The organism is Plantactinospora sp. KBS50, assembly GCF_002285795.1.
GTDB lineage: Bacteria > Actinomycetota > Actinomycetes > Mycobacteriales > Micromonosporaceae > KBS50.
The window spans coordinates 2190008-2206037 of record NZ_CP022961.1 but is presented as its reverse complement, the minus strand read 5'-3'; the positions used below and the strand labels follow the sequence as shown (position 1 = coordinate 2206037).

13 protein-coding genes are annotated in these 16030 nt (G+C 74.5%); 5 read left to right on the top strand and 8 right to left on the bottom strand.

Going from position 1 to position 16030, the window contains the following annotated elements:
- Positions 1 to 10: 10 nt before the first annotated feature.
- The 8 genes from CIK06_RS32130 to CIK06_RS09735 all read right to left on the bottom strand — a co-directional run bounded on the left by CIK06_RS32130 (position 11) and on the right by CIK06_RS09735 (position 9465).
- Positions 11 to 1087: a helix-turn-helix domain-containing protein gene (locus CIK06_RS32130; protein WP_198348171.1), complete on the bottom strand. Its 1077-nt coding sequence runs from the start codon at positions 1085 to 1087 to the stop codon at positions 11 to 13.
- Positions 1084 to 1785: a phosphotransferase gene (locus CIK06_RS09765; RefSeq protein ID WP_095564561.1), complete on the bottom strand. Its 702-nt coding sequence runs from the start codon at positions 1783 to 1785 to the stop codon at positions 1084 to 1086. The genes CIK06_RS32130 and CIK06_RS09765 overlap by 4 nt, the downstream gene beginning before the upstream one ends.
- The gene (locus CIK06_RS09760; RefSeq protein ID WP_095567696.1) at positions 1772 to 2575 is read right to left on the bottom strand and encodes an endonuclease/exonuclease/phosphatase family protein; all 804 of its coding nucleotides are present in this window, start codon (positions 2573 to 2575) and stop codon (positions 1772 to 1774) included. Before CIK06_RS09760 ends, CIK06_RS09765 begins: the two co-directional genes overlap by 14 nt.
- Positions 2575 to 4179 (bottom strand): phosphatase PAP2 family protein, encoded by a 1605-nt coding sequence (locus tag CIK06_RS09755; protein ID WP_369916197.1) that lies wholly within the window; start codon positions 4177 to 4179, stop codon positions 2575 to 2577. The genes CIK06_RS09760 and CIK06_RS09755 overlap by 1 nt, the downstream gene beginning before the upstream one ends.
- Before the next feature lie 92 nt (positions 4180 to 4271).
- Positions 4272 to 5330 carry a YihY/virulence factor BrkB family protein gene (locus tag CIK06_RS09750; protein ID WP_095564560.1) on the bottom strand — a complete coding sequence of 353 codons (1059 nt, stop codon included), beginning with the start codon at positions 5328 to 5330 and terminating at the stop codon, positions 4272 to 4274.
- Positions 5323 to 6324 carry a diacylglycerol kinase family protein gene (locus tag CIK06_RS09745; RefSeq protein ID WP_095564559.1) on the bottom strand — a complete coding sequence of 334 codons (1002 nt, stop codon included), beginning with the start codon at positions 6322 to 6324 and terminating at the stop codon, positions 5323 to 5325. Before CIK06_RS09745 ends, CIK06_RS09750 begins: the two co-directional genes overlap by 8 nt.
- Positions 6325 to 6391: 67 nt before the next feature.
- Entirely contained in the window at positions 6392 to 7810 is a 1419-nt protein-coding gene (locus CIK06_RS09740; protein WP_095564558.1) for an ATP-binding protein, read from the bottom strand.
- Positions 7807 to 9465, bottom strand: a complete 1659-nt coding sequence (locus tag CIK06_RS09735) for an FAD-dependent oxidoreductase (protein ID WP_095564557.1) — start codon at positions 9463 to 9465, stop codon at positions 7807 to 7809. The genes CIK06_RS09740 and CIK06_RS09735 overlap by 4 nt, the downstream gene beginning before the upstream one ends.
- A gap of 144 nt (positions 9466 to 9609) precedes the next feature.
- Here CIK06_RS09735 and CIK06_RS09730 point away from each other — a divergent pair, with 144 nt between their 5' ends.
- The 5 genes from CIK06_RS09730 (at position 9610) to CIK06_RS09710 (ending at position 15976) form a co-directional block, all read left to right on the top strand.
- Positions 9610 to 10464 (top strand): PP2C family serine/threonine-protein phosphatase, encoded by an 855-nt coding sequence (locus CIK06_RS09730; protein WP_095564556.1) that lies wholly within the window; start codon positions 9610 to 9612, stop codon positions 10462 to 10464.
- Between the two features lie 121 nt (positions 10465 to 10585).
- On the top strand, positions 10586 to 11491 hold the full coding sequence (locus CIK06_RS09725; protein WP_232534115.1) for a universal stress protein: 906 nt from the start codon (positions 10586 to 10588) through the stop codon (positions 11489 to 11491).
- A gap of 128 nt (positions 11492 to 11619) precedes the next feature.
- A complete protein-coding gene (locus CIK06_RS09720; protein WP_095564555.1) occupies positions 11620 to 14016 on the top strand; it encodes a phosphoketolase in 2397 nt (798 codons plus the stop codon).
- Positions 14017 to 14091: 75 nt separating this feature from the next.
- Positions 14092 to 14997 carry a universal stress protein gene (locus tag CIK06_RS09715; RefSeq protein WP_095564554.1) on the top strand — a complete coding sequence of 302 codons (906 nt, stop codon included), beginning with the start codon at positions 14092 to 14094 and terminating at the stop codon, positions 14995 to 14997.
- Positions 14998 to 15133: 136 nt separating this feature from the next.
- A complete protein-coding gene (locus CIK06_RS09710) occupies positions 15134 to 15976 on the top strand; it encodes an SAM-dependent methyltransferase (protein WP_232534114.1) in 843 nt (280 codons plus the stop codon).
- Positions 15977 to 16030: the final 54 nt, after the last annotated feature.

Here is a 16030-nt window from a genome sequence, read left to right as displayed (position 1 = left end):
CGGCGGACCGTCAGGCGGCCACGACGACCGGCCGTGGGCCGATGGCCGCGGCGCCCGCGGGCCTCGTCACCGGTCGGCCGCGGCGGCGGGCGCCAAGGCCGGTGGTGGCCCGCACGGTACGGCCCGGATGGGCCGACCGGCCCCGGCCGGGCCGGGTCAACCGCAGGTGGCCGACCCGGAGTCCGACCACGCCGGCGGTACCGGGACCGCTTGGCTCGACCGGGTCCGGACCGCCGAACCCGACCAGGTGGAAGGCGAGCGGCCGGACGACGTGCGCACCGACCGCGCGCGCCACACCCGAACCAGCCGGGGCCGAACCGACCGACGCCGAACCGTCCGAGGCCGAACTGTCCGAAGCGGAACCGGCCGAGGCCGAAGTGCCCGAGGTCGAACCGACCGGGCCGAAGCCGATCCGGTGCACCCGGTACACCGGGGCGACCCACCGGACCACCGGCGCGGCCGTACCCGATCCGGCGGGCCCGCCGGACGTACCCGGCGCTTGGGCACCGGCGGCGACGGTGCCGGCCGGATGCGCCGCGGCGCCACCGAGCAGGACCGGCACACCGGCGCGGGCCTCGACCCGCAGCACACCGGCGCGGCCCGCCGCGGCACCGGGACGGCCGGACCGGGCCGGATCCGCGACCTGCCGGCCGTGGGAGGCCAACGAGCCGTGGGAGGCCAACGAGCCGTGCGAGGCCAACGAGCCGCGGGAAGCCAACGAGCCGCGGGGTGCCAGCGCGCCCGGCTCCATCCGCAGCAGCTCGTCGCGCACCTCGTCGAGCAGATCGGCCAGGTGCATCCCGAGCGCCCGGCAGATCGAGCCGAGCACCTCCGAGGACGGTTCCTTCCGGCCCCGTTCCAGCTCCGACAGGTACGGCAGCGACACCCCGGCCGCCTGCGACACGTCGCGCAGGGTGCGGCCCTGGCGCAGCCGGATCCGGCGCAGCACCGCCCCGATCAACCGGCGCAGCAGCGGCGCCGGCCGGGCGCGGGGATCGCGCAGGGGCGTCGGCCGCGCGGCGTCCGCACCGCGCGGCACCGATGCGTTCGCCGCGCGAGCCCGGCGGGGCGCGGGCGGGTTCGTCATCCCGCCAGCCTAACCGTCTCGGCGCGCCGGCGTACCAGTGCCGCGGCGGCGCCGATGCGGCCCCGCTCGGCCGCCGAGAGCGTCTCGTTGCGCCGGCGCAGCTGCGCGGCCCGGTCCAGCTGGCTCTCCGGCCGGCGCGCCGAACCGCTCAGGAACGCGGCCAGCACCTCCCCGGCCAGCGCCGCTACCGTCGCCCCGCCACCGGGCACCAGCGAGGCGGTGTCATCCACCGCCACCTCGGCGAGAATCAGCGCGGTCACCGCCACGTCGAACTCCGGCGGACCCTCGGTGGCGTTCCGCCAGTCGATCAGCACGGGTCCGCGCGGGTCCAGCATGACGTTGTCGGGGTGCAGGTCGAGATGCAGGATCCGGTCCGCCGGGTCCGCCCCGCGCAGCGGCGGTACGGCGTGCAGCGCGGACTGCAACTCGACCAGGATGCCGGCCGCGGCGCCCGGGGTGCACTCCCCGGCGAGCAGCGCCCGCAACAGGGTGGGGCCGCCGATCCGCTCCAGCACCAGGTCCGGGCCGTCGGCGGCGTACACCCGGGGCACCGGCACGCCGCGGTCGGCGAGGTAGGCAAGCACCTCGGCCTCGGCGGTGGCGTCCCCGCCGTGCCGGTACCGGCGCAGCACCCGGTGCTCGTCCACCGCGAACACGTCGGCGTCCCGGCCGCTGGCCAGCAGTTCAGGATCCCCCATGGTCCGGCAGCGTACCCGGGGTCAGCTCGAACTGCGCCAGCAGCGGATAGTGGTCGGAGGCCGTCTCGGCGTCGCCGCCGCGCAGCACCGTGCAGCCGCGGGCGTACCGGGCCAGGTCGGGGCTGGCCAGCAGGTAGTCCAGGCGCATCGCGGCGAACTCCGGTCCGCGTACCCCGGTCGTCGGCGCGGTGTGCCCGTCGCCGCTGCCGACCGCCCGGAACAGGTCCACCAGGCCGGTCCCGGCGAGCCGGGCCACCGCGCGGCTGTCGACCGTGCCGTCGCGCCGCAGGTGCCGGCGCCGGTACGCCGCGTCCAGCCGGGCCAGCCGCCCGGCGTGCGCCGACCACGGGTCGAGGGTGTTCAGGTCGCCGGCCAGCAGCGCCAGCGGCCGGCGCCGCAGCGCCGCCGCGAGCCAACCCGCCTCGCGCAGCCGCCACGAGCCGGAGTACGGCTGCAGATGGGTGCCGATCACCAGGAGCGGGCCGGCGGACGTGCCGAGGGTGACCCGCTGGGCGGCGTGGTGGAACGGACGGCGCACCGGCCCGGCGGCGCCGACCGGCCAGTCGGGGCGGACCAGCACCGCCACCGGCTGACCGCGCCAGGAGCGGGCCAGGAAGGGGCGCAGCCCGAGCGCCGTGGCCAGCCGGGCCAGCCGGCCGGCGCGGCCGAAACCGCGTAGCTCCTGGAGGGCGAGTACGTCCGGAGCGGCCTCGGCGGCGACCCGGATCACCCGGTCCAGCCGGCCGGTGTCGGCACCGTCCCGGCCGCCGGTCTTGATGTTCCAGGTCATCACCCGCACCGGGGCACCGTCTCCGTGGCCCTGCCCGCCTCCGGCGTCCCGGCCTGGACCGGGTCGGCACCGCCCACGCCCGCACGATCCGGGTCGCCACGGTCCGGGTCGGCACGGTCCACGCCCGCACGGTCCGGGCCGGCGCCGTCCACGCCCGCACGGTCCGGGTCGGCACCGTCCGGGTCGGCACCGTCCACGCCCGTGCGGTCCGGGCCGGCACCGTCCGGGCCGGCGCTCTCCCGGCCGGCCCGGTCCGAGTCGGCATTGGGCCGGACGATCCAGTAGAGCGCGGTGATCCAGAGCGCGGCCAGCAGGATGGCGCCCATGAAGTCCGTCGGATGGTGCATGCCGCGGTACATCCGCGAGGTCGCCACCCCGATCGGCATGATCACCGCCAGCGCCACGAAGATCCACCGCCACCACCGGCCGGTCCGGCCCAGCACCAGCAGCGCCATGGCCGCGTAGAGGCAGATGGTGGCGGCGATGTGGCCGGAGGGGAACGAGGAGGTCGGCAGGGGGCCGTCCAGGTGCTCCACCGGCGGCCGGGGCCGCTGCACCACCCTGGCGCTGGCCAGGAAGAGGCCCAGTTCGCCGAACATCGCCAGCACGACGAACAACACCGGACGCCAGCGCCGCCAGGCGGCCAGCGCGATCGGGCAGAAGACGAGGCAGACCAGCAGGACCGCGTGGGTGTCGCCGGCCTTGCTCCACCACCAACTGAGATCGGTGAGCGGCCCGGTACGCCGGTCGGCGAACCAGCGCGGCACGACGTCGTCGAGGGTGGCCAGGAAGGTGCCCTGGGCGTGGTAGCTGACGAGCATGCCGAAGCCGTACAGCGCGCCGAACACCAGTACCCAGCCGACCACGAGTTCGGCCACCGCCGAACGCGGATGCTCCAGCAGCCGTTCCTCGTCGGGCGCCGGCTTGATCTCGCTGCCGGCCTCCGGTTCCAGGCCCTCGCGCAGCGGCGGCACCGGCCGGCCCCGCTCCCGGCGCATCAGCCGGAACGCGTACGCGGTGACGCCGAGCCACGCGGCGCCGAGCAGCCAGCCGGCCAGCACGTCGCTGACGAAGTGCACGCCCAGCGCGACGCGGGTCAGCCCGACCAGCACGATGACGGCGGCGGCCAGCGCGACGGCCGCGCCGCGCCAGCGGGACCGGATGGCCGGCAGGAACACCAGCAGCAGCGCGCCGTAGGCGACGAACGAGCCGAGCGAGTGCCCGCTCGGGAAGCTGTTGCCGGGCGCGTGTGCGACCGGCGACTCGACCACCGGGCGGAGCCGGCCGACGGCCGCCTTGAGCGACGGGTCGAGGATGAGCCCGCCGACGCCGGTGATCACCAGGTACGCGGCCAGCCGCGGCTGCCGGCGGATCAGCAGGCCGACCATGCCGATGCTGACCAGCCAGACCAGCATCGGCCGGCCGCCCAGGTCGGTTGCCGCCTTGAGCACCGTGACCAGCGCGTGGTGCGGCGCCACCAGGCCGTTGAACCAGGCGGCCGCCGAATGGTCGGCGTGGTACAGCGGATCCCAGCGGAGACGGACCAGCGTGAGCAGGACCCCGAACGCCACCCCGCAGCCGGCCACCGCGAGCAGCCCGGCCATGCTGCGCTCGGCGAAGTGGCCGAGCGGTTGCCGTATCCGTTCCCTGACCGTGGTCACCAACCCGGGCCTCCCTGTCCGTCTGGGCAGCCGGATTACCCGATCATCGGTTCCGGTACACCGGGCTCGGCGGCGGCCGCGCCGGGCTCCGCGGCGACCGCACCGGGCTTCCCGCCGGCCGCACCTGGCTCGGCGGCGACCACCGGCTCCCACCGGTCCGGCTGCGCCGGGTCCCGCACGCCCACCCGCAGCGCCTCCAACTGGGCGCCGAACGACAGCCCGCCGAACAGCGCCACACCGGTCAGGTTGGCCCACAGCAGCAGCGCCATCATGCCGGTGAGCTGCCCGTACGTCTGCCCAAACGAGCCGCTGAACCGGACGTACCCGGCCAGCAGCAGGCTGGCCAGCCACCACAGTGCGGTGCCGATGCTGGCCCCGAACAGCAGCCAGGACAGACCCGGCTGCTGGCGGCGCGGCGCGTGGCGGAACAGCACGGCCACCGCGAACACGGTCAGGCCGAGGCTCAACGGCCAGCGCACCACCGCCCACGCGGTGTTCGCCCACCAGCCCCACTCGTAGTTGCGCTGCACCGCGTTCCCGAGCGGCCGGCCGGCCACCAGGATCAGGAACCCGACCAGCGCCGGCACGCCGGCGCAGACCGCCAGGATCGAGGCGCGCACGTATTTGCGCAGCACCGGCCGGTCCCGCTCGACGCCGTAGATCCGGTTGGCGCCGCGCTCGATCTGCGCCATCGTGGTGGTCAGCGCCACCAGGCCGGTGAGCAGGCCGAGCACCAGTGCCAACTCACCGGTGTCCGCGGAGTGACCCTGGTTGTCCAGCAGGCTGTGCACCAGGTCCTCGCTGGACCCGGGCGTGATCGCCACGACCGTCTCGGCGATCACCCGACCGCCCCGCTGCCCGCTCAGGTCGCCGATCAGCCCGGTGAGGGCGATCAGGAACGGCACCACGGCGAGGCAGAGTTGCAGGGCCAACGCGCGGGAGTGGCTGAACCCGTCGCCGTAGCGGAACCGGACGAACGCGTCCCGCAGCAGGTGCCAGCCGCCGTGCCGGCGCAGCGTGCGCCAGGCGTCGTCGGCGGTCAGTTCCTCGCACGCCATCAGCCGGGTCTCCGGCACCAGCCGGGTACTACTCACCCCGCGTCCCACCGGCCGACCGCTCGCCGCGCTCGGCCACCGCCGCCGCGTCGTACGACAGGTCCGGCGCGTCCGCGGGTCGCGGCACGGACAGCCACAGCGCCTCGGGCCGGATGCGCACGTTCAGCGTGCGTCCGGGCTCGATCACGTCCCCGTCGAGTTCCCGCGGCTCCGGCCGGCGGCTGGTGATCTCCACCGTCCGCCCGCGCAGCACCTGCATCCGGGGCACCCGGTCGCGCCGGCGCAGCACCGCCCAGCCCATCGCGAGCCAGTGGTGCACGCTGCGCGGGGTCAGGATGGCCACGTCCAGCAGCCCGTCGTCCGGCTCGGCCTCGCTGAGCAGCCGTACCCCGCCCTGGAGCCGGCCGACGTTCGCGACAAGCACCGACCTGGCCCGCCAGCGCACCGGCGGCGCACCGTCGATGCTGATCTCCAGCCGCATCGGCCGGTCCCGCAGGTGCCGGGCGGCCCCGATGACGTACGCGGGCCAGCCGATCCGCTTCTTGGTGGTCTCGCTGGTGGCCGCCAGCATCTGGGCGTCGAACCCCATCCCGGCCATCACCGTGAAGTAGCGACCCTCGAACTCTCCCACGTCCAGCCGGCGGCGGCCCCGTTCCAGCGCCACCTGCAACCCGGTGCCCAGATCGGTGGAGAGCCCCAGGTTGGCCGCCAGCAGGTTGCCGGTGCCGCTGGGCAGTACCGCGAGGGCCACGTCGGTGCCGACCAGCGAGTTGACGCAGGACAGCACGGTGCCGTCGCCGCCGCAGACGAACACCAGTTGTGCGCCGTCCTCGACGGCCTGCCGGGTCTGCCCCGCACCCGGATCCCGCACGGTCGTCTCGAACCACGCCGGCTCCGGCCAGCCGGCCCCGGCCAGCGTGTCGGTCACCCTCGCCCGCAGTCCGTCCAGATCGGTCACCTTCACCGGGTTGACCACCACGGCGCTGCGCAGACCCGCCGTACGGCCGCCGTCGTCCTGGGCTCGGTTGTCCACCGCGACAGTGTGCCGGACGGCACCGACCGGTGCGAGCCGAGCGGGCGCCGCCCCGGGGTGAGACCTGCTACTCCGGTGCGACCAGCGGAAGCAGCACCTCGAAGCGGGTGCGGCCCGGCTCCGAGGCGACCCGGATGTCGCCGTGGTGCTTGTTGACCACGATCCGGTACGAGATGTCCAGGCCCAGCCCGGTGCCCTCGCCGACCGGCTTGGTGGTGAAGAACGGTTCGAAGATCCGCGGCCGGATCTCCGGGTCGATGCCCCGGCCGGTGTCGCCGATCTCCACGGCCACGCACTCACCCGCCCGGTACGTGCGGACGCTGAGCGTCCCGGTCCCGCCCATCGCGGCCAGCGCGTTGTCGATGAGGTTCGTCCAGACCTGGTTCAGTTCGGCCGGGTACGCGGGGATCGCCGGCAGGCTGCGGTCGAAGTCCTTGACCACCTGCACCCCGGGCGGGATCTTGGCCTTCAGGATCGCCAGCGTGGCCTTCAGCAGGTCGTGCACGTCCACCGTCCGGTGCGCGGCCCGGTCGAGCTGGGAGTACTGCTTGGCCGCGCCGACCAGGCCGGAGATCCGGCTCACCGCGTCGTCGATCTCCGCGATCAGCAGTTCGGTGTCCACCGTGTAGGTCAGCCAGCGCACGCCGGCCTCCAGGTCGGCCGCCCCGACCGCGTCGGCGATCCCGTCCAGCCACTCGACCTCGACGCCGCCGGCCACCAGCGTCGGCGCCAGGTCCCAGCCGCCGGTGATGTCGTGCTCGTCCAGCCAGTCCGCCACCGTGTCCTCGGCGTCGCTGACCTGCAACGGCGTCCGCTCCGGAGCCGACGCCGCCCGCTTGACCGCCTGCTCCTGCAACTCGACCAGCCGGTGCAACTGGTGGCCGTCGAGGCGTCCGTCGGCGATCATGGCGAGCTTGTGCCGCATCCCGGCCACCCGGTCGCGCAGCGCCGAGGTGGCCCGCACGGCCGCCGCGGCCGGGTTGTTCAGCTCGTGGGTCAGCCCCGCGGTGAGCGCGCCGAGCGCCTGCAACCGCTGCCGCTCGCCCACCGCGGTCTGGTTGGCCCGCATGCCGAGGAACAGCCCCTCCAGCAGGTGCATGGACATCGGGAACCAGTTGCGGACGGCGTCGCCGAAGTCCTCGGCGGGCAGCACGAAGAACTCGCAGTCGGTGACCGCCAGCAGCGAGTTGGAGTACACGTCGGAGTCCCGGTCGGCCATGTACGCGCGGGTGGCGCCGGCGTAGACGCCCCGCTGGGCGGTGCGGTTGACCTCGATCTCGTCGCCGTGCACCCGCTGGGTCATCGCCACGGTCCCGTCGAGCAGCACGAAGAAGCAGGTGGCGTCCTCACCTTCGGTGTAGACGGCCGACCCGCCGGCGCGCTCCTCGACCCGGCCGCGGTCGGACAGCCAGTCGAGCTGCTCGGCGGAGAGGCTCTCGAACAGGAACAGCGTGCGCAGCTGCGCGGCGCTCAGCGTGGGTGTCATGACGACTCCAGGTAGCGGTGGGCCAGCGAAACGGCCATGGCGCCCTCGCCGACGGCCGAGGCGACCCGCTTGACCGAGTCGGCCCGCACGTCGCCGGCCACGAACACGCCGGGCACGCTGGATTCCAGGTGGTAGGGGTCGCGGGGCAGCATCCAGCCGGTCGGCCGGCGCCCCTCGACCAGCAGGTCCGAGCCGGTCAGCACGAAGCCGCGCGGGTCGCGGGACAGCACCCCGTCGAGCCACTCGGTGCGCGGTTCCGCCCCGATGAAGACGAACAGCCAGGAGGTGTCGACCTGGCGGGTGTGGCCGGTCGGGCCGTCGCACAGGGTGAGCCGTTCCAGGTGTTCCCCGCCGAGCCCGCCGACCACCGTGGTGTGCGGGTGCACCTGCACCGCGTCGATCCGGTCGAGCTGTTCGATCAGATACCGGGACATCGACCGGGTCAGGTCGGCCCCCCGGATCAGCAGGTGGACCCGCCGGGCGTACCGGGAGAAGTGGACGGCGGCCTGGCCCGCGGAGTTGGCCCCGCCGACGATGTAGACGTCCTGGTCCACGCAGCTCGGCGCCTCGGTGGAGGCCGAGCCGTAGAAGACCCCGCGGCCGGTCAGCTCGGCCAGTCCGGGCGCGTCGAGCAGCCGGTAGGACACGCCGGTGGCCAGCACCACGGCGTGCGCCGCCACCGAACTCCCGTCGTCGAACTCGATCAACCGGGTGGCACCGGCCGCCCGCAGCCCGACCACCCGCCGGGTGCTGAGCAGTTCCGCGCCGAACTTGAGCGCCTGCCGGCGGGCCCGGTCGGTCAACTGCGCCCCCGACACCCCGTCCGGAAAGCCGAGATAGTTCTCGATCCGGCTGCTCTGCCCGGCCTGCCCGCCGGTGGCGCGGCTCTCCACCAGCACGGTGCGCAGCCCCTCCGAGGCGCCGTACACCGCGGCGCCCAGCCCGGCCGGGCCGGCGCCGACCACCACCAGGTCGTAGAACTCGGCGGCCGGCGACGTGGTCAGCCCGACCTCCGCGGCCAGCTCGGCCGGGGTGGGGGCGACCAGCGACTTGCCGTCCGCGGTCACCACCAGGGGTACGTCGGCCGGACCCACCCCGGCCGCCGTCATCAGCCGCTCGGCCTCCGGGTCCTCGGTCAGCAGCCAGCGGTAGGGCACCAGGTTGCGGGCCAGGAAGTCGCGCAGCTTGTAGGAGGGGGCCGACCAGCGGTGCCCCACCAGGCGTACCTCGCCGGCCGGCGACCGGGGCACCGACCGCCACGCCTCCAGCAGGCCGTCCAGCACCGGGTAGAGCTTCTCCTCCGGCGGGTGCCAGGGCTTGAGCAGGTAGTGGTCCAGGTCCACCACGTTGATCGCCTGGATGGCCGCGTCGGTGTCCGCGTACGCGGTCAGCAGCACCCGGCGGGCCAGCGGAAACAGGTCCATGGCGGCCTCCAGGAACTCCAGGCCGTTCATCTCCGGCATCCGGTAGTCGGCCAGCAGCAGGGCCACCTCGTCGCCGCGCAGCTTGATCTCCCGGAGCGCGCCGAGCGCCTCCGCCCCGGAGGTCGCGCGGACCACCCGGTACCGGTCGCCGTACCGGTGGCGCACGTCCCGCGCCACCGAGCGGGACACCGCGGGATCGTCATCGACGGTGAGGATCGCCGGATTAGCCATGTCCCCATCATTTCCGGCCGCGCGGCCCGGCCGCCACCCGGCGGGCACGAGGCCGGCCCCGGGTGAGCACGCGGCGGGCACGCGGCGCGGCCGGGGCTCGGCGTTGAGCCACGCAGTCCGGACAAGAACCGCCATACTGGCACGATGCAACCCGCGACCGACAGTGCCCAACCGGCGACCGACAGTCCGCGGCCGGTGGCCGGTGGCGGACGAGCGCCCGCGGTCACCGCGGGCACCCGCGGCTTCGACCGGGGCCGCCGCCGGCTGGAGGCGGCCGGCGCCACCTGCGTGGGCAGCCGCTACCCGACGAACTTCGACGTGTTGCACGTGGACGGCGACCTGCCGTTCCTGGCCGTCGCCGACGGGATGGGCGGCGGTCCGGGCAGCACGCTGGCCGGGATGACCGCGATGGCCACCCTGGTCGACGAGATCCACACCGCCGGCCCGGAGGTCGGCGGCGACGGGTTGCGCGCCGCGCTGGCCGAGGTGCAGGACCAGGTGGTACGCGCCGGCGCCGATCTGGGTGAGCTGACCGGGTGCACGCTGTCGGCCCTGCTCGCCGGTGCCGCCGCCCGGGACGCCTGGGTCGTCCAGCTCGGCGACTCCCGGGTCTACCGGCTGCGGGCCGGGCTGCTGGAGCTGCTCACCACCGACCACACGACCGCCTGGCTGGGCGTGGTGCACGGCTGGTATCCGGCCGACTCGGCGGAGGCCGCCGCCGCGCGGTACCAGCTCACCCGGTACGTCGGCCACCCCGAGCAACCGGAGCCGGACCTGCTGAACGTGTCGCTGCTGCCGGGTGACGTCTACTGCCTGTGCACCGACGGCGTCAGCGACCAGCTCGACTACCAGCGCCTGCGGCAGCAGTTGGGCCGCCCGGCGCAGCTGCACGAGATCGCCGAACAACTCGCCGCGGACACCCTCGCGGCCGGCGGCGCGGACAACGCCACCGTCGCGCTGCTGCGGGTCACGGCCGCCCCGCCCGCGCACCGCGCCTGACGCCCCGCCCGCGCACCGGCGTCCGAGTACACCCGACAAACCCCACCCGGTCGTCCTCTTGTGGCGCAACGACGCCTTCCGGCCCGCCACGCCCGGCTACGGTGGCTAGGTGGTAGGCGACGTGGTGCCCGATACCGACGCTCCCGACGCGTGGACCGCCACCCCGGCGGCCATGCCCGACTCCCCCGGCCCGGCCGCGCGGGACGTGCCGCCGGTGGTGGTCGGCGTGGACGGCTCGGCGCTGGCGATGGCGGCTGTCCGGCTGGCCGCGCGGGAGGCCGAACTGCACGACCGGCCGTTGCGGATCGTGCACGCCTTCAACTGGGCACCCGACCCGTACGCGCCGGCGGACGAGCTGCGCGAACCGGCCGAGGAGATCACCGAACGGGCCGTGGCCTGCGGCGCCGAGACCGCGCCGGGCGTGCCGGTGAGCGCCGCCCTGCTGGAGGGGCCGCCCGCCGCGATCCTGCTCCGCGAGTCCGGCGCGGCGGCCCTGCTGGTGATCGGCGACGGCGGGCTGGGCGGCTCCGGCGGCGTACCGGTGGACGCCACCCCGTTGCAGGTCACCGCGCGGGCCGGCTGCAGCGTGCTGGTCGCCCGGACGACCGTGCCCGGAACCGGCCTGGTGGTGGTCGGCGTGGACGGCTCCGCAAGCTCCCAGCAGGCCCTGGAGCAGGCGTTCGACGCGGCCCGGCGGCGCGGCGACCGGCTGCGGGTGGTCCGCGCCTGGGATCCGGTGGAGGACACCATCGGCACCGAGGCCCGGGTCGCGGTGGAACTGGACGAGGCGGTCCGCCCCTGCCAGGAACGCTATCCGGACGTGCCGGTCGAGCTGCGGGTCCGCACGGGCGACCCGAAGGACGTCATCGTCGCCGAGACCACCGACGCCGAGCTGGTGGTGGCCAGCGCCCGCGGCGAGCAGCCCTGGCGGGGCATGCTGGGCGGCGTCAGTCAGGCGCTGCTGTACCACTGCACGGCACCGGTGCTGATCACGCGCGGGACGCACGAGGTCTACGTCCAGGGGTAGCAGGATCGGGGTGTGCCCGACCCCGCGGCCGGCGGGGACCTTCGGCCCTGGTTCGGCGACGGCCGTGCCGGCAGGCTGGACCGGTCCGAGCCACCCGGTTGACCCCGATCGCGAGAGGTTCCGAGTTGATGGAGAGCGAGACCGCAGCACCCGCCCGCCCACCCCTGACCGACGACGAGCTGCGCCGGCTGGACGCCTACTGGCGGGCCGCCAACTACCTCACCGTCGGCCAGATCTACCTGCTGGACAACCCGCTGCTGCGCGAACCGCTGAGTCCGGACAACATCAAACCGCGGCTGCTCGGGCACTGGGGCACCAGTCCCGGCCTCAACCTGCTGTACGCGCACCTCAACCGGACCATCGTCCAACGGGACCTGAACGCCATCTACGTCACCGGTCCCGGGCACGGCGGCCCGGCGATCGTGGCGAACACGTGGCTGGAGGGGACGTACAGCGAACGTTATCCCTCGGTCAGTCGGGACGAGGCGGGGATGGCCCGGCTGTTCCGGCAGTTCTCCTTCCCCGGCGGCATCCCCAGCCACGTCGCCCCCGAGGTGCCGGGCTCCATCCACGAGGGCGGCGAGCTGGGCTACTCGCTGATGCACGCCTACGGCGCGGCCTTCGACAACCCGGACCTGCTGGTGGCGTGCGTGATCGGCGACGGCGAGGCGGAGACCGGTCCGCTGGCCGCGAGCTGGCTGTCGAACGTCTTCCTGAACCCGGCCCGGGACGGGGCCGTGCTGCCGATCCTGCACCTCAACGGCTACAAGATCGCCAACCCGACGGTGCTGGCGCGGATCCCCGAGGAGGATCTGCTCTCGGTGATGCGCGGCTACGGCTACCGGCCGATCGTGGTGGCCGGCGACGACCCGGTGCAGGTGCACCAGGCGCTCGCGGCCGCGCTGGACAGCGCGCTGGACGAGATCGCGGACATCCAGCACCGGGCCCGCGGCGGCGGACCGGTCAGCCGGCCGCGCTGGCCGATGCTGGTGCTGCGTACCCCGAAGGGGTGGACCGGACCGCACGAGGTGGACGGACGCCAGGTCGAGGGCACCTTCCGGGCCCACCAGGTGCCGCTGGCCGGGGTACGGGACAACCCGGAGCACCTGGCCGAGCTGGAAAAGTGGCTGCGCAGCTACCACCCGGAGGAACTGTTCGACGCCACCGGCGCGCCGGTCGCCGAGCTGACCGGACTGCCGCCGCGCGGCGACGCGCGGATGAGCGCCAACCCGGTCGCCAACGGCGGCGTGCTGCTGCGCGACCTGGTACTGCCCGACTTCCGCGACTACGCCGTACCGGTCGAGCGGCCGGGCGAACCGGTCGTCGGTCTGATCGGGCCGAGCGGCAGGTGGCTGCGGGACGTGGTGGCGGCCAACCCGGACCGGTTCCGGGTGTTCGGGCCGGACGAGGTGGCCTCCAACCGGCTGGACCCGGTCTTCGAGGTCACCGGCCGGGCCTTCCTCGGCGAGACGCTGCCCGGGGACGACCACCTCGCCCCGGACGGCCGGGTCATGGAGGTGCTCTCGGAGCACCTGTGCCAGGGCTGGCTGGAGGGCTACCTGCTGACCGGCCGGCACGGGGTCTTCACCAGCTACGAGGCGTTCATCCACATCGTCGACGCGATGCTCAACCAGCACGCCAAGTGGCTGAAGACCACCCGGCACATCCCGTGGCGCCGGCCGGTGGCCTCGCTCAACTACCTGCTCTCCAGCCACGTCTGGCGGCAGGACCACAACGGCTTCTCGCACCAGGATCCCGGCTTCATCGACCACGTGGTCAACAAGAAGGCCGAGGTGGTCCGGGTCTACCTGCCGCCGGACGCGAACACCCTGCTGTCCACCATGGACCACTGCCTGCGCAGCCGGCACTACATCAACGTGGTGGTCGCGGGCAAGCAGCCGGCGCCGAACTGGCTGTCCATGGACGACGCGATCATGCACTGCCGGCGCGGGCTGGGCATCTGGGACTGGGCCAGCACCGACACCGACGCCGAGCCGGACGTCGTGCTGGCCTGCGCCGGCGACGTACCGACGCTGGAGACCCTGGCCGCCGCCGACCTGCTCCGGCAGCACCTGCCGGAACTGAAGGTACGGGTGGTCAACGTGGTCGACCTGATGCGGCTGCAACCGGAGAGCGAGCACCCGCACGGCCTGCCGGACCGGCAGTTCGACACCATCTTCACCACCGACAAGCCGATCATCTTCGCGTACCACGGCTACCCGTGGCTGATCCACCGGCTCACCTACCGGCGGACCAACCACCACAACCTGCACGTGCGGGGGTACAAGGAGGAGGGGACCACCACCACCCCGTTCGACATGGTGATGCTCAACGACCTGGACCGGTTCCACCTGGTCATCGACGTCATCGACCGGGTCCCGGGGCTGGCCACCCGGGCGGCCCACCTGCGGCAGGAGATGGTCGACGCCCGGCAGGCGTGCCGGGACCACACCCGCCGGTACGGTGAGGATGCCCCCATGGTCGCCGAGTGGCGCTGGCACGGGACCGAGGTCTCCCCGGCCTGACCGGCGCAGCCGGACGACCACGCCAACCCGGACCGGCGCCCCTTCGGCCGGCCCGGGCGAAGGAAAGGAGCGGCGATGACGAACGAGAAGACCATCCTGGTCGGGTACGACGGCTCGGCCGGTGCCAACCTCGCCCTGGCCTGGGCGCTGGACGAGGCGGCCCGCACCGGCGGCCCGGTGCGGCTCGGGTACGGGTTCGAGTGGCTCACCGCGTACAGCTGGCTCGGCCCGGCCGTGGGCATGGGCGTACCGCCGAACATGACCGGCGACGCCGAGGCCCGGCGCCGGGTGGCCGAGCTGCTCGACGACGCGGTGGCCAAGGCCGCCGGCAGCCACCCCGGGGTCTCGGTGAGCGCCGAGGTGCTCGACGGGCCGCCGGTCAGCCGGCTGCTGGACGCCTCGGCCGGGGCCGCCATGCTGGTGCTGGGCAGCCGCGGACACGGCGGCTTCACCGGCCTGCTCACCGGCTCCACCACGGTGGCGCTGACCGCCCACGCGCACTGCCCGGTGGTGGTCGTCCGGGAGGGCCCGGGCGTGCCGAGCGGACCCGTCCTGGTCGGCGTCGACGGGTCGGAGCACTCGCTGCGTGCCCTGGACTTCGCGGCCGGCCGGGCCACCGCCCGCGGCCTGCGGCTGTCCGTGGTCCGGGCGCTGCCCGCGCCGGAGGACTGGCCCGCCGACCCGGCGGACCGGGACGCCGGCGCCGTGGTCGCCCGCGCGCAGGCGGCGCTGGACGACCTGGTCCACCGGTCATCCGCGGCCGGCCTGGAGGTCAGCACCGAGGTCGTCCTCGGATCTGCGGCCGAGGCGCTCATCCAGCGCAGCCGGGACGCCGCCCTGGTGGTGGTGGGTTCCCGTGGCCGCGGCGGCTTCACCGGCCTGCTGCTCGGGTCGGTGAGCCAGCAGCTCCTGCAGCACGCCCACTGCCCGATCGCGGTGGTCCGGGAGCTGGCCGGACAGGACCCGCCCGCCGCCGGGTAGCCCGTACGAGATCCGGCCCGCCCGAGCACCCCGACCGGGTGCTCGGGCGGGCCGCATGATCGGGCGGTGCGGCGGGCGATCCGGGCGCCGGGACGTACCCGGCCGATGCTCCCGGCAACCGCGACTCGGCGGTAGCATGACGGCTCCGACGGACGGGGAGAACATGGGCGAGCGCAATCCGGAGAGGGCGGCCTTCGACGTGTCAGTTGCACATCCGGCCCGGCGGTACAACTACTGGCTCGGCGGCAAGGACAACTTCGCCGCCGACCGGGAGTCCGCGGACGAGTTCGCGCGGCGCTTCCCCGGGGTGCGGATCGGCGCCCGGGCGAACCGCGCGATGCTCCAGCGGGCGACCCGCCACCTGGCGGCGGAGGCCGGCATCCGGCAGTTCCTCGACATCGGCACCGGCCTGCCGACCGCCGACAACACCCACGAGGTCGCCCAGCGGGTCGCGCCGGAGAGCCGGATCGTGTACGTCGACAACGATCCGCTGGTCATGACGCACGCCCGCGCCCTGCTCACCAGCAGCGAGCAGGGCCGGACCACGTACATCGAGGCGGACCTGCGGGAGCCCGAGGTGATCCTGGCGCACCCGTCGCTGCGCGGGACGCTGGACCTGTCCCGGCCGGTGGCGCTGATGCTCGTCGCCGTGCTCCACTTCGTACCCGGCGAGGGCGCCGCGCAGCCGCTGGTGAAGCGGCTGCTGTCCGCGCTGCCCAGCGGGAGCTACCTGGTGGCCACGCACGCCACGCTCGACTTCTCGCCGCCGGAACACCAGGCGGCGCACCGCCGGATGCGCGACGAGGGCCGGTCCGACGTGTGGACCCGGGACCGGGCCGAGTTCACCGCCCTGTTCGACGATCTCGACATCCTGGAACCGGGCGTCGTACCGGTCAGCGAGTGGCGGCCCGAGCCGGACGACGAGCGGCCGGATCCCCGCGACGTGGCCATCTGGGGTGCGGTGGGCCGCAAGCCGTGACACCCGGCGCACCGGCCGCACCCGATGGCGACCCGGTCGACCGCCGCCCGCCGC